Origin of the sequence: Bifidobacterium bifidum ATCC 29521 = JCM 1255 = DSM 20456 (assembly GCF_001025135.1) — a bacterium.
GTDB lineage: Bacteria > Actinomycetota > Actinomycetes > Actinomycetales > Bifidobacteriaceae > Bifidobacterium > Bifidobacterium bifidum.
In genome coordinates this window covers 1934098-1949182 of record NZ_AP012323.1, presented here as the reverse complement: position 1 = coordinate 1949182, position 15085 = coordinate 1934098, and the positions used below count along the sequence as shown (strand labels likewise).

The 15085-nt window shown below is 67.3% G+C and carries 5 protein-coding genes and 1 pseudogene; 5 read left to right on the top strand and 1 reads right to left on the bottom strand.

From position 1 onward, the window contains the following. Nucleotides 1-121 precede the first annotated feature (121 nt). Complete coding sequence (locus tag BBBF_RS08185) at nt 122-964, top strand: biotin--[acetyl-CoA-carboxylase] ligase (RefSeq protein WP_021648154.1); 843 nt, start codon at nt 122-124, stop codon at nt 962-964. A 178-nt stretch (nt 965-1142) separates the two neighbouring features. Here BBBF_RS08185 and BBBF_RS08180 read toward each other — a convergent pair whose 3' ends face one another. After that, nucleotides 1143-1724, bottom strand: coding sequence for a biotin transporter BioY (locus BBBF_RS08180; RefSeq protein ID WP_003814345.1), 582 nt, complete (start codon nt 1722-1724; stop codon nt 1143-1145). A gap of 246 nt (nt 1725-1970) precedes the next feature. Here BBBF_RS08180 and BBBF_RS08175 point away from each other — a divergent pair, with 246 nt between their 5' ends. The 4 genes and pseudogenes from BBBF_RS08175 to BBBF_RS10725 all read left to right on the top strand — a co-directional run bounded on the left by BBBF_RS08175 (nt 1971) and on the right by BBBF_RS10725 (nt 15020). Then, nucleotides 1971-3881, top strand: a complete 1911-nt coding sequence (locus BBBF_RS08175) for an ATP-binding protein (protein WP_021648152.1) — start codon at nt 1971-1973, stop codon at nt 3879-3881. After that, nucleotides 3881-5515 (top strand): acyl-CoA carboxylase subunit beta, encoded by a 1635-nt coding sequence (locus BBBF_RS08170; protein WP_013390270.1) that lies wholly within the window; start codon nt 3881-3883, stop codon nt 5513-5515. The genes BBBF_RS08175 and BBBF_RS08170 overlap by 1 nt, the downstream gene beginning before the upstream one ends. A 103-nt stretch (nt 5516-5618) precedes the next feature. Next, a pseudogene (locus tag BBBF_RS08165) lies at nt 5619-12927 on the top strand (fatty acid synthase subunit beta domain-containing protein); the annotation flags it as partial. After that, complete coding sequence (locus BBBF_RS10725; protein ID WP_414835661.1) at nt 12906-15020, top strand: beta-ketoacyl synthase N-terminal-like domain-containing protein; 2115 nt, start codon at nt 12906-12908, stop codon at nt 15018-15020. The pseudogene BBBF_RS08165 and the gene BBBF_RS10725, both read left to right, overlap by 22 nt. The last annotated feature ends 65 nt before the right edge of the window (nt 15021-15085 follow it).

The window sequence follows — 15085 nt, the reverse complement described above, 5'->3', positions numbered from 1 at the left end:
ATGGTATTCTACCGATGCGCCTTGAACGGCGGCGATCGTGCCATTGCCGGCATTTGCCGTAGGACGATATCGGGCATAATCTGAAGGCATGTCGGAAACAACAAGGGGAATCATTCCAAACATGCCACGCACCACCGAGGTGGCTGACAATGTGATTGCGGTGGTGGAAACCGCATCGACCAATACGCTGGCGCGGCAGATGCTGCGCGACGGCACCATGGCGCCTCCGGCCGACGGGGGTGCCGGTGTGGCCGTGGTGGCCACTGATGTGCAGAGCGCGGGCCGCGGCCGGCTGGAACGCACATGGGTGAGTGCTCCCGGCGAATCGATGACCTGCTCGTACATCGCCACGCTGCCGGCGGGCGTGATCGCCGACGGCAGCGTAAACGGCTGGCTGACGGTGATCGCCGGGTTTGCCGCGCTGGATGCGCTGCGGGGCGCGCTCGCCGAATGTGGGGTGGCCAGTGAAGATTGCGGTCTGCGGCTCAAGTGGCCGAATGACCTGTTCTGCCAGGGACGCAAGCTGGGTGGCATCCTCACCGAGATGGTGCCGCTGCCCGGGCGCGATGACAGCGCGGCGCTGGTGATCGGCATCGGCATCAACCTCGCGATACCGGCCGACCGGTTGCCCACGGAGCAGTCCACGTCACTGCAACTGCATGTGCAAGGGCTGCCCGATGCCCGGACACTGCGTGATATGATCGCCGCGCATATCGTGCGGTCGCTGAGTTCCCGACTGAGCGGTTTCGTGGCAGACCCGCATGCCGCCGCCGAGCGGCTGCGCGAGGAGACCTCCTGCGTGTGCTGGACGCTGGGACGTCGTGTTGAGGCGCGCTTCACCGATGGTTCGGTGCTGACCGGTACGGCGACGGCGCTGAACGCCGATGCGTCGCTGAGCGTGCGTGACGATGCGGGCGAAAACCATGTCGTGCACACGGCCGACGTCGGCGTATTGCCGCTGTAGTCGCAGCGAACGGTTCTCAATAAGAAAGGTGTGAGCCTGCATCCGTCCGAAATGAACAAAAAATATGGAAGAAGCCCGGAATTCCGGGCTTCTTCCATATGAGCGTTTGTGCGGGAATGTTAGAAATCCTCGCACAAACGCTATTGAGAACCGTTCGCTGCGACAACAGCGACGCGAATCAGAACAGCTTGGCCAGACCGGTCGCCGCGAGCGACGCGACGACGGCCTTGATGACATCGCCGATCACGAAGCCCATCGACGCAATCGCCACGGTCGTGAACGGAACATGCATGACCATGGACTGAATCGTGATGCCGAACAGGTACAGCACCACCAGGTTGCCGGCCAGTGAGGCGCCGAAGTAGCGGACGGCGGTCAGCGCGGCGTGCGGAGCCGAGTCAAGACGCGCCTTGCCGCGTAGCAGGGCGGTGACGATTACGGCCGGCAGGAAGCCGATCAGGAAGCCCGCGCTCGGGCCGAACAGGGCGGCGGTGGAGGCGCCGCCGGCGAACACCGGCAGTCCGGCCGCGCCGGCGGCCAGATACAGCACCACCGCGCTGCCTGCCTGACGCCAGCTGAGCATCAGACCTGCCAGCATCATGACGAAGGTCTGCAGCGTGATCGGCACCGGGGTGCCAGGGATCGAAATCTCACCAGCTGCCGAAGCGAGCCACATGAGGACGGCGAACAGCACCGGCTTGCCGATGGTCGAAGCCAGCATACGGCCGCGCTGGGCGGTGGAAACAGTACGTTCGGACATGAATAACCCCTCTCGATGATGAAAGAACGGACGGCGAGTGTCCCTCCGTTGTCGCCAATGATAGAAAGCCCTCGCCTTAGACGGCCTGTCGGGAACATACAAAAGTCGAGACGGCCTTTTGTGGATGTTCGCCGGTTACGGTGCCGGAACTTACGTGGCCGTTTGTCTTCGCTCTACAAAATATCGCCGCCGTTTTTGTCGAAAACTTGACTCCGCACTCGCGCGCATACGGCGATAGTGGAATATATGGGAAATATCGTCAAGAAAATACTCGTCGCCAACCGCGGCGAGATCGCGCTGCGCGTGGTGAGAACCGCCCGGGAGATGGGGATTTCCACGGTGGCGGTGTACTCCGAACAGGACCGCAACGCCCAGTACGTCCAGCTGGCCGACGAGTCGTACCTGCTGTCGGGTGACACATACGCGAGCACATACCTCAACGAGGACCTGTTGATCGGCATCCTGCACCGGTCCGGCGCGAACGCCGTGCACCCCGGCTACGGATTCCTCTCCGAGGTGCCGAGCTTCGCCGACAAGGTCGAGAAAGCGGGCGCGATCTGGGTGGGGCCGCATCCGCAGGCGCTGATCGACCTCGGCGACAAGATCACCGCGCGTCGCGTGGCGAAGTCCGCGCAGGTGCCGCCGGTGCCGGGCATCAGCGAGCCGGTGCGCGAGCTGCGCACGCTGCTGGACTTCTCGCACACGTACGGCTACCCGGTGATGATGAAGCGCACCGACGGCGGTGGCGGCCGAGGCATCACCGTCGTGCACGACGATGACGAGATGCGTCGCTTCTACATGAACCATGACGCGATGCAGGGCGGCGACCTGGACGAGTACTTCATCGAGAAGTTCATCGACAAGGCCCGCCACGTGGAGACCCAGTGCGGCCGCGACCGTTTCGGCGACTTCACCGTGTACTCGACGCGTGACTGCTCTGTGCAGCGGCGCAACCAGAAGCTCGTCGAGGAGGCCCCCGCTCCGTTCCTGCCGGACGAGGTCATCAACCAGCTGGAGACGTATTCGCGCAGCCTGTTCAACAAGGTCGACTACATCGGTCTGGGCACGTGCGAGTTCATGGTGACCCCGCATCGCAAGGTGTACTTCCTGGAGGTCAACCCGCGTTTGCAGGTCGAGCACACGGTCAGCGAGGAGGTGTGCGGGCTCGACCTGGTGCGCGAGCAGATCGATATCGCCGACGGCGGCCACCTGACACCGGCCCCCGCGCCGCGCGGCCACAGCTTCGAGCTGCGCATCACCAGCGAGGATCCGGCGACGAACCTGACGCCGTCCTCCGGCACGCTGGAGCGCATCGTCTGGCCGTCCGGCCCCGGCCTGCGCATCGATACCGGCGTGGAGCAGGGAGACACGGTCTCGCCGAAGTTCGATTCGATGATGGGCAAGGTCGTGATCACCGCGCAGAGCCGTGAGGCGGCTGTCGCCCGCGTGCGCCGCGCGCTCGACGAACTCGTGATCGAGGGCGTGCCGACCCCGGTCAGCCTGTTCAAGCAGATCTTCAACGACGATGAGTTCACCGCCGAGCATGGTCATCTCTTCGACGTGAGCACGAAGTGGCTGGAGCGCAAGTACCTCAACCATGAGCCGCAGACCGTGCGCTCGGGACAGCCGGCGTCGCTCAGCGGCGAAGGCCAGGACGCCGGCGCGAAGGCCCCGACGAGCGAAAGCTTCGTCATCGAGGTCGACGACCGCCGTGTCAAGCTCACCGTGCCGACCGACATCGTCAACAACCTCATGGGAGCGGGGCGTTCGCGCGGAGCCAAGCGCCCGTCGCAGCCGCTGCGAGGCCAGGGGCTGCACGCCATCGCGGAGAAGAAGGAGCACAACGACGGCAAGTCCGGCGTCATCGCCTCGCCCATGCAGGCGGTGGTCACGCGCATCAACGTCGCGGAAGGCCAGTCCGTCACCAAGGGCGACCTGCTGGTGGTGCTGGAGTCGATGAAGATGGAGAACTACGTGTACGCGCCGGTCAACGGCACGGTCGCGAAGATCTTCGTCGCGCCCGCCACCGGCGTCGAGGCCGGCGAGACGCTGGTCGCGATGGACGTCGACGGCGCCAAGGCGCGCGACAAGTCCGGCGCGGTGGATGACGGCGGCAAGTCCGCAAGCACCGCGAAGAACGGCAAGGAGGGCAAGTGATGACCGATATCATGAACTCGCCGGCCGTGAAACAGGTCATGAAACAACCTGGGCACGTCTCGGCGGACGGCGCCGCACAGGCGCAGGGCGAGCAGCCGATCCGCGCAGCGGTGGTACGCGCGGCGGAACTCGCGCGTGACGCTGAATCCAACGCGCGCACCCGCCAGCACGCCAAGGGCAAGATGACCGCCCGCGAGCGGCTCGGACTGCTGCTCGACACCGGCTCGTTCGAGGAGATCGGCCGGTTCCGCGGCGGCGACATCAACGGCGGCAAGGCCGGTTCGGCCGTCATCACCGGATTCGGTGACGTGTACGGCCGCAAGATCGCCGTCTACGCGCAGGACTTCTCCGTCAGGGGAGGCACGCTGGGTCGTGCCGAAGGCGAGAAGATCTGCCACCTGATGGACATGGCGCTGGACCTGAAGGTGCCGATCGTCGCGATCGTCGACTCCGGCGGCGCCCGCATCCAGGAAGGCGTCGCCGCGCTGACGCAGTACGGCCACATCTTCCGCAAGACCTGCGACGCCAGCGGCTTCGTCCCGCAGATCTCGCTGATCCTGGGTCCGTGCGCCGGCGGCGCCGTGTACTGCCCGGCGCTGACCGACCTGATCGTCATGACCAAGGAGAACTCCGACATGTTCGTCACCGGCCCGGACGTCGTCAAGGCGGCCACCGGTGAGACGATCAGCATGAACGACCTCGGCGGCGGACTCGTGCACAGCACGAAATCCGGCGTTGCGCACTACCTCGGCGAGGACGAGGCCGACGCGATCGACTACGCGCGCACGGTGCTTGCCTACCTGCCGTCGAACAGCGACGCCCAGCCCCCGATGTACGCCTATGCGGCGACTCGCGCGGACCGCGAGACCGCGAAACGCCTTACCGACATCGTGCCGGACAACGACCGCCAGCCGTATGACGTGCTCGACGTGATCCGCTGCATCGTCGACTACGGCGAATTCGTGCAGGTGCACGAGCTGTTCGCCACGTCCGCCGTCGTCGGATTCGCCTGCATCGACGGCCGGCCGATCGGCGTGGTCGCCAACCAGCCGAACGTTCGCGCCGGCATCCTCGACGTGGACGCCTCCGAAAAGGTGGCGCGGTTCGTGCGTCTGTGCGACTCGTTCAACCTGCCGGTCATCACGCTCGTGGACACCCCCGGATACAAGCCGGGCGCCGATCAGGAGCACGCCGGCATCATCCGCCGCGGCGCCAAGGTGATCTACGCTTACGCGAACGCGCAGGTGCCGATGGTCACCGTCGTGCTGCGCAAGGCGTTCGGCGGCGCGTACATCGTGATGGGATCCAAGGCGATCGGCGCGGACATGAACTTCGCGTGGCCCAGCTCGCAGATCGCGGTGCTCGGCGCCACCGGCGCGGTGAACATCATCCACCGCAAGGACTTCGTCAAGGCCAAGGAGGCCGGCGAGGACGTCGACGCGCTGCGGGCCAAGCTCGCCGCCGAATACGAGCGCACCACCGTCAACGCGAACCTGTCGCTCGAAATGGGCGAGATCGACGCGATGATCGATCCCGAGCAGACCCGTCAGGCCATCGCCGAATCGCTGCGACTGCTCGCCGACAAGAAGCGCGTGCGCCGCACCACCAAGCATCACGGCAACCAGCCGCTGTAGTCCATCCCGCCGCGGCGGCCACTCCGCGGCACAACAGATTTTGAGCCGATACCGGCAATGGCGGCTCCGCACAATGTCCAAATAAAAGAAGGAACACCAACCCATGTCAGACCCCAATTTCTTTCTCAGTCGGCTCAACGGCGAACCTCATGCGCTCGCTTTCGGCGGACAGTCCACACCCTGGCCGGTTGCGCTCGCTGACCTGACCAATGATCCGGCGCTCGAAGCCACGCTGCGCGGCCATGTCGCCGCGGCGAACACGATGCTCGCCCCCGTGGCCGCCGACCTGCTTGCCACCACCGGACGCGCCGTCGACCTGTTCGGCTTCAAGCCGAACCCGGCACGGCTCGGTGCCGCCGCCGCGGCGACCGTCAGCGTCGAAGGCATCGCACTCACTCAGCTCGGCGCGCTGATCGACGCCGCCGGTCTCGGCCTTGACGTGGCGAACACCGCCCCCGTCGCCGTGCTCGGCCATTCGCAGGGCGTGCTTGGCGCGCACATGGTCAACGTCATCCGCAAGGCCGGCTCCATCGAGGCCGCGGGCCAGCAGATCGACGAGATCCTGGCCATCGCCGAGCTGATCGGCGTGGCCGGCACCCGCAAGGCGCGCGAGCTCGCGCTCACCGCGCAGCACGCCGGCGCCACTCCGATGCTGTCTGTGCGCGGCGCCACCAAGCGCCAGGTCGAGGTGCTCGCATCCCGCGTGCCGAACCCGCGCGGCCCGATCAGCATCGCCGTCACCAACTCCAGCAACAACCACGTGCTCTCCGGCTACCCGGAGGACCTTGCCGCCTTCGAGGTCGAGGCCGGCAAGGAGCACAAGCGTCAGCAGACACTGCGTGACGAGAAGGTCCGCGGCGGCGCGGTGTTCGGGCCCGTCCTCGAATACCTGGAGGTCACGCTGCCGTTCCACTCGCCGCTGATGGCCGATGCCGTCGAGCAGGCCGTGGCCTGGGCGCACGCCTGCGGCTTCAAGGAGACCCGTACGCGCGAGCTGGCCGCCGAAGTGCTGCTCAACCACGTCGATTGGGCGGCCCGCGTCAAGGCGATGCTGGAATCCTGCGATCCGTCCAAGCTGTGGATCGTCGACTTCGGCCCGGGCAACACGCTCGGCAAGCTCATCGGCAACCTGATCCAGGGCACCGGCGTCGGCGTGGTCGAAGCCACCACGATGGCCGAGCGTTCCGCGCTGTCCACCATGGAGGACGAGCCCGTCCGCACCCAGAACTGGAAGACGTTCGCGCCGAAGGTGTTGCACACTCCCGCCGGCGACAAGATCCGCACCAAGTTCACCGACCTGACCGGCAAACCGCCGGTGCTGCTGCCCGGCATGACCCCGACCACCGTGGATCCCGAGATCGTGGCCGCGGCCGCGAACGCCGGCTATTGGGCCGAGATCGGCGGCGGCGGCCAGGTGACCGCCGACGTGTTCGACCGTCATGTCGCCGAGCTGGAGAACCTGCTCGAAGAAGGCCGCACGGTCGAATTCAACGCGATGTTCATGGATCGCTACCTTTGGAACCTGCAGTTCGGCCCCTCCGGCATCGTGCCGAAGAAGCGCGCGTCCGGCACGCCGATCGACGGCGTGATCGTCTCGGCCGGCATCCCCGAGCTCGACGAGGCCAAGGCGCTCGTCGCCTCCCTGCAGGCGGACGGCCTGCCCTACGTCGGCTTCAAGCCCGGCACCGTCGCGCAGATCCGCCAGGTCGTGGCGATTGCCAAGGCCGTGGCCCCCACGACGATCCTGATGCAGGTCGAAGGCGGTTCGGCCGGCGGCCACCACTCCTGGGAGTCGCTGGACGACCTGCTGACCTCCACCTACGCCGAGGTGCGCGCATGCAGCAACCTCGTGCTGGTCGCCGGCGGCGGCATCGGTACGCCGGAGCGCGCGGCCGACTACATCTCCGGCCAGTGGGCGCGCGCCTACGACCTGCCCGACATGCCGGTCGACGGCGTGCTCATCGGCACCGCCGTCATGACCGCCAAGGAGGCCCACACCAGCCCCGCGGTCAAGCAGCTGCTCGTCAAGACACCCGGCATCACCGACACGTCGGCCGACGCCGACCCGTTCGCGCCCGCCGGCGAGAAGTGGGTGCCGTCCGGCAAGTCAGTCGGCGGAGTCTCCTCCGGCCTGAGCCACCTTCACGCCGACATCTACGAGGTCGAGAACGCCTCCGCCGCCTGCGGTCGTCTGCTGGTGCGCGTCATGAAGCACCCCGAAGAGCTGGAAAGCCGCCGCGACGAGATCATCAAGGCGCTCGACGCCACCGCCAAGCCGTACTTCGGTGACCTCGCCTCGATGACCTACGTCGAGTGGGCCGAGCGTTTCGTCGACCTGGTGTTCCCCGTGGTCGACCCGACGTATTCGCTGCGCTTCCTGCACCTGCTGCAGCGCATCGAAGCCCGTGTGTGCGGTCAGGAATCCGGCGAGTTCACCTCGCTGTTCGCCGGCGTGGACGATGTCGCCTCCGATCCGAAGGCCGCCATCGCCAAGCTGGAAGCCGCCTACCCGCAGGTTGCCGAAATCCACGTGACCCCGGCCGATGTGGCTTGGTTCCCGGTACTCGTGAGCGAATATCCCAAGCCCATGCCGTTCGTGCCGGTCATCGACAATGACCTGCTGCGCCGGTGGGGCCAGGATCAGCTGTGGCAGTCCGAGGACGCCCGCTATTCCGCCGATTCCGTGCGCGTGATTCCCGGCCCGATCTCCGTGGCCGGCATCACCACCGTCGACGAGCCCGTCGCCCACATCCTCGGCCGTTTCGAGGCCGCGGCCCTGGAGCGCACCCGCGAACTGCAGTCCGGTGCCTCCACCGACGCCTACAGCGAGCTCGGCGGCGCCGAGAGCGCCGAAGCGTTCATCCGCACCTGCCCGAACATCTCCTGGGTCGGCCACCTGACCACGAACCCGGCATACGGCACGCAGGTCGGCGACGCCAACTATGAGATCATCGACCGCGGCGCTTCCGAGCAGGGCGAGGAATACGACCTCGACATCCATCTCGACACGTACTGGGACAACGATCCGGGCGGTGGCGTCTCCAAGCACGCCGTGCGCGACATCGTCATCCCGTTGACGCTGCGCGGCACCGAAACCGGCCTGCTGCCGGTCGTCAACCGCGAGCGCCTGGTCGGCAACGTCTACGCGATGCTCGCCGCCACCGCAGGCATCGGCAACACCGCCATCACCGGCGACAAGCTGACCGACATGCCGAAGATCACCTCGTCCGACGACAAGGCCGCCTACCCGTTCGGCACCGCGTCGGCCACCTACACGCTGTCCGCCAACCTCGGCTACGACCACGAGGCGGCCACCGGCGGCGCGCTGCCGCAGGACCTCGCGCCCTCGCGCATCGCCCCCGACGCGCTGGTCGGCCCGGCATGGCCGGCGATCTACGCGGCGCTCGGCTCCGTGTACGTCAAGGGCTACCCGGTCATCGAGGGACTGCTCAACGCGGTGCATCTCGACCACCTCATCGAGCTTGAGGAGACCGAGGACGAGCTGCTGAAGCACGTCGACGAGACCATCACGCTCACCAGCTGGGCCGAGGACTACTTCGAGTCCGCGTCCGGCCGCGTCGTGACCATCCACGTGCTGCACACCGCCGCCGACGGCACCGTGCTCGCCCGCGAGACCGAGCGCTTCGCCATTCGCGGCCGCGTCTACTCCGACGCGCTGCCGGCCGACGCCCCCGAATACGGTGGCGCCCTCGAAGCCAAGCAGGAGGACGGCTCCGCCGCAGCCACGGTGCAGGCCACGCCTCGCCGTCTGCTGCGCCGCGTCACCGTCACCGCGCCCGATGACATGACTGCATTCGCGCGTACCTCCGGCGACTTCAATCCGATCCACACCTCCACGCGCGGCGCCCGCATCTCCGGGCTCGCCGCCCCGCTGGTGCACGGCATGTGGCTGTCCGCCACCGCCCAGCACGTCGTCCAGGCGCTGGACGACAAGGGGGCTCACTACGAGATCGCAGGCTGGACCTACAACATGTACGGCATGGTGCAGCTTGACGACAAGGTGGAGATCTCCATCGAGCGCGTCGGCAAGGTCGAGCACGGCGGCATGGCATTCGAAGTGACCTGCCGCATCGACGGTCAGCTGGTCTCGCGCGGCACTGCGCTGGTCCGCGCGCCGAAGTCCGCGTTCGTCTACCCCGGCCAGGGCATCCAGAAACAGGGTATGGTGCTTGACGAGCGTGCCAAGTCGCCCGCCGCCCGCAGCGTGTGGGAGCGCGCCGACAAGCTGACCCGCTCCAAGCTGGGCTTCTCGATCCTCGCGGTCGTGCGCGACAACCCGAAGGAGCTCACCGCCAACGGCGTGACCTACCGTCACCCGGACGGCCTGCTCAACCTCACCCAGTTCACGCAGGTGGCGCTCGCCACGGTGGCCTACGCCCAGACCGCGCGTCTGCGCGAGGCCGGCTCCGACATCTGGCCGGCGTACTTCGCGGGCCACTCGCTCGGCGAGTACAACGCGCTGTCCGCGTTCGCCGACATCATCCCGCTGGAAACCGAGCTGGAACTGGTGTTCCACCGCGGCTCCACCATGCACCACCTGATCGAGCGCGACGCCCAGGGCCGCTCGAACTACCGCATGGGCGCGCTGCGTCCGAACCAGTTCGGCGTCAACGACGCGCACGTCAAGGAATACGTCGAGTCCGTCGCCAAGGCGTCCGGCGAGTTTCTGGAGATCGTGAACTACAACCTCGCCGGCCAGCAGTACGCGATCGCCGGCACGATCGCCGGCCTGAAGTACCTGCAGGCCGACGCGTCCCGCCGCGCCAAGGAATATGGCGGCAAGCCGCCGTTCATGCTGGTGCCGGGCATCGACGTGCCGTTCCACTCCACGCTGCTTCGCAAGGGCGTGCCGGAGTTCCGCGATAAGCTCGACGCGCTGCTGCCGCAGTACATCGACTACCGTGGCCGTCTGGTCGACCGTTACATCCCGAACCTGGTGGCGTCCCCGTTCGAGATGACGAAGGAATTCGCCGCCAAGATCCTCGAAGTCGTGCCGTCCGAGCGCATCAAGGCCGCTCTGGACGACCCGGCAGTGTGGGACTCCTACGCCGCCGACGACCAGAAGCTCGGCCGTCTGCTGCTCACCGAACTGCTGTCGTGGCAGTTCGCGTCCCCCGTGCGCTGGATCGAGACCCAGGCGCTGCTGTTCAACCCCGCCAACCGCGGTGGTCTCGGCGTGGAGGAGTACGTGGAGGTCGGTCTCGGCAACTCGCCGACGCTCGCCAATCTCGGCTCCAAGACGCTGCGACTGCCCGATTTCTCGGGTTGTGACGTGACCGTGTACAACGTCGGCCGCGATGAGGGCCGTGTGTACATGGCCGACTCTGATTCGCTGGTGCCGGACGATGAGCCGGAGGAGACCGAGACCGCGGCGCCCGCTGCTGCCCCGGCTCCGGCTGCGCCCGCTGCCGCCGCGCCCGCCGCGGCTCCGGCAGTCGCCGCCGCGCCGTCCGCCGCTCAGGTCGGTTCCGCCGTCGCCGAACTCGGTTCCGCCGTCAGCGGCCCGGTCGACGACCTGCCGTTCAAGGCGTCCGACGCCATCGGTGTGCTCATGGCTTACTCCACAAAGATCCGCCTCGACCAAATCGGCGCGAACGACACGACCGACACGTTGACCAATGGCGTGTCGTCCCGCCGCAACCAGCTGCTGATGGATATCAGCTCCGAGCTGGGTGTGGCCAGTGTGGATGGCGCCGCAGAGGCGACGCTCACCCAGCTTGCACAGCTCGTCAACAAGGTCGCCCCGAACTACAAGGCGTTCGGCCCGGTACTGTCTGATGCGATCCGTGACCGCCTGCGCGCGCTGTTCGGTGCCGCCGGCGTCAAGCCCGCGCACATCCGCGAACGCGTGACCAACGTGTGGCAGCTCGGCGAAGGCTGGGTTGCCGCCGTGACCGCGACCCTGCTGCTCGACACCCGCGAGGGTGCCAGCTCGCGTGGCGGTGATCTGGCCAAGCTGCCCACCGGCGCCGCCGCCAATGCGGCCGCCGCCGATCAGCTCATCGACGATGCGGTGACCCTGGTCGGGCAGACCAAGGGCGTGGCTGTCTCCAAGCCGAGCGCCGGCGGCGCAGCCGGCGGTGCCGTGGTGGATTCCGCGGCGCTCGACGCCTTCGCGGAGAAGGTCACCGGTGCCAACGGCGTGCTCGCCTCCACCGCCCGTTACGTGCTCAACGAGCTGGGCGTGACGGCTCCGGCCGCCGAACCCGGCGAGGACGAGAACGCGGCCGTCGTGGCTGCCGTCGACGCCGAGCTCGGCTCCGACTGGCCCAAGCAGGTCGAGCCGCGCTTCGACTCCCGCAAGGCCATCCTCTTCGATGACCGCTGGGCATCCGCGCGCGAAGACCTGGCTCGCCTGTTCTACAACGGCGACCAGTCTGTCGAGTCCCTGAGCTTTGTCGGCGTCGGCAAGGACGTCGCCGACCAGGCCAAGTGGTTCGCGTCCAAGAGCCATGGACAGCTCGCCGACATCTTCGACCGCATCGCCACCGAGGCCCTCGAATCGGTCGCCGACGTGCCTGACGCATCCCGCTTCGCGAACGACATCGCAGTGGTGACCGGCGTGGCTCCGAACTCGATCGCCGCGCAGGTCGTCAACGGCCTGCTGGCCGGCGGCGCGACCGTCATCGCCACCTCGCACAGCTTCCGTCCGTCCGTCAAGGCGTGGGCGAAGCAAACCTACCGCGAGCACGCGGTGGGCGGCGCCAAGCTGTGGCTGGTTCCCGCGAACCTGTCCAGCTACCGCGACGTGGACGAACTGGTCCAGTGGATCGGCAACGTGCAGAAGAAGACCTCCGGCGCGACCACCACGATCCTGAAGCCCGCATACGAGCCGACGCTGTTCTTCCCGTTCGCCGCCCCGCCGGTGCACGGCACGTTGACCGACTCCGGCGAACTGTTCGAGTCCCAGGCGCGACTGATGCTGTGGGGCGTGGAACGCGCGATCGCCGGCCTATCCGCCATCGGCGCCGACACCGACGTGCAGCACAAGCTGCATGTGGTGCTGCCCGGCTCCCCGAACCGCGGCATCTTCGGCGGCGACGGCGCGTACGGCGAGGTCAAGAGCGCGTTTGACGCGATCGTCAACCGCGCCCATGCCGAAAAGGTATGGTCGTCCCGTGTCACCTTCGCCCACCCGAAGATTGGCTGGGTGCGCGGCACCGGCCTGATGGGCGGCAACGACCCGCTGGTCGAGGTCGTCGAACGCCACGGCATCCACACGTACTCCACCGAACAGATCGCCGTGAAGCTGCTCGACCTGTGCACCGCGGAATCCCGCGCGGAAGCAGTTGAGCATCCGCTCGACGTGGACCTGACCGGCGGGCTCGGCAACGCCCCGATCGATATCAAGGCGCTGCGCGCCGAGGCGATGGCCGACGCAGAGAAGGCCGCGGCCTCCGCACAGCAGTCGGACGACGACTCCACCTCCGCGAAGACCGCCGCATCCGGCCTGAGCATCAAGGCGCTGCCCAGCCCGCACGTGCCGCAGCAGGCGCCGGTCGACCTGGCCGACTGGCAGAACGTCACCGCCAAGCCCGAGGACGAGATCGTCATCGTCTCCATCGGCGAGCTGGGCCCGTGGGGCTCCGGCCGCACCCGCTTCGAGGCGGAGCTCGGAATCCACTCCGACGGCAGCGTCGACCTGTCCGCCGGCGCGGTGCTCGAACTCGCGTGGAACATGGGTCTGGTCGAATGGCAGGACAGTCCGAAGCCGGGTTGGTACGACACCGACGGCAACCTCGTGCCCGAAGAGGACATCGCCGAACGCTACCATGACGAGGTCGTGGCCCGCTCCGGCATCCGTCCGTTCGATGAAGGCATGGGCAACGACTACAAGGACGGCGCCGACGAAGAGGAGACCGAGGTCTTCCTCGACCACGGCGTCACCTTCTCCGTGCCCACCGAGGACATCGCCAAGGAATACGTCAAGATGGACGAGGCGCACACCTCCATCGCGGCCGACCCGGAGTCGGGCGAATGGAACGTCACCCGTCACGCCGGTTCGATGATTCGCGTGCCGCGTCGCGCCACGATGACGCGCACGGTCGGCGGCCAGTTCCCGAAGGGCTTCGACCCGCTCAAGTGGGGCATCCCGGCCTCGATGGTCGGCGACGTCGACAAGATCGCGCTGTGGAACATCGTCACCACCGTGGACGCCTACCTGTCCGCCGGCTTCACGCCGACCGAGGTGCTGCAGGCCATCCATCCCTCGATGGTGGCGAGCACGCAGGGAACCGGCTTCGGCGGCATGATGTCGATGCGCAAGCTGTACCTTGACCGCTTCCTCAACCATGAGATCCCGACCGATATCCTGCAGGAGGCCCTGCCGAACGTGGTGGCCGCGCATGTGATGCAGTCCTACGTCGGCGGCTACGGCAACATGATCCAGCCGGTCTCCGCCTGCGCCACCGCCGCGGTGTCGCTGGAGGAGGGCGCCGACAAGATCGCCCTCGGCAAGGCCGACTTCGTGGTCACCGGCGCGATTGACGACATCGGCGTGGAATCCGTGATCGGCTTCGGCAACATGAACGCCACCGCCAACTCGGAGGAGATGTACGCGAAGGGCATCGACGCGCGCTTCTTCTCGCGTGCGAACGACCGTCGCCGCGGCGGCTTCCTGGAGTCCCAGGGCGGCGGCACGATCCTGCTGACGCGCGGTGACATCGCGCTTCGCATGGGTCTGCCGGTCGCCGGCGTAGTCGGCTTCATCCACTCGTACGCGGATGGCGCGCACACCTCGATCCCGGCCCCGGGCCTCGGCGCCCTGGCGGCTGGCCTCGGCGGCCGCGACTCGAAGCTCGTGCACGATCTGGCCGCGCTCGGCGTCACCCCGGACGACATCGCCGTGGTCTCCAAGCACGACACGTCCACCAACGCGAACGACCCGAACGAGTCCGAGCTGCACAACACGTTGGCGCACGCCATCGGCCGCACGAACGGCAACCCGCTGTTCGTGATCTCCCAGAAGACGCTCACCGGCCACGCGAAGGGCGGCGCCTGCATCTTCCAGGTCAACGGCCTGACGCAGCTGTTCAAGTCCGGCGTGATCCCGGCCAACGCCTCGCTCGACTGCGTGGACCCGAAGCTGGAGCGCGACGACCACATGGTGTGGCTCACCAAGCCGCTGCACGTCGGCCGCGTCAAGGCCGGCCTCGCCACCTCGCTCGGCTTCGGCCACGTGAGTGGTTTCGCCGCGATCGTGAACCCGGGCGCCTTCGAGGCGGCCGTGGCACACACCGCGGGTGAGGACGCACTGAACGCCTGGCGCGAGCGCGCGAACGCCCGTCTGGCTGCCGGCCAGCGTCACCTTGAGGAAGGCATGATGGGTCGCGCGGCGCTCTACGAGCCGATCGACAACCGTCGCTTCCGCGAGGACGGCACTAAGCTCGCCGACGGCAATCGTTACAACGGCCACGAAGTCGAAAAGGCCATGCTGTTGAATCCTGACTCCCGCCTCGGTCAGTCCGGCTTCTTCGAAGCCTGATCTGCCGAGTCGTTCGTCAGGATTCCCTCGCGGGCGCAGGTAGCGCGCCCGCTCGCTTCGCCTAC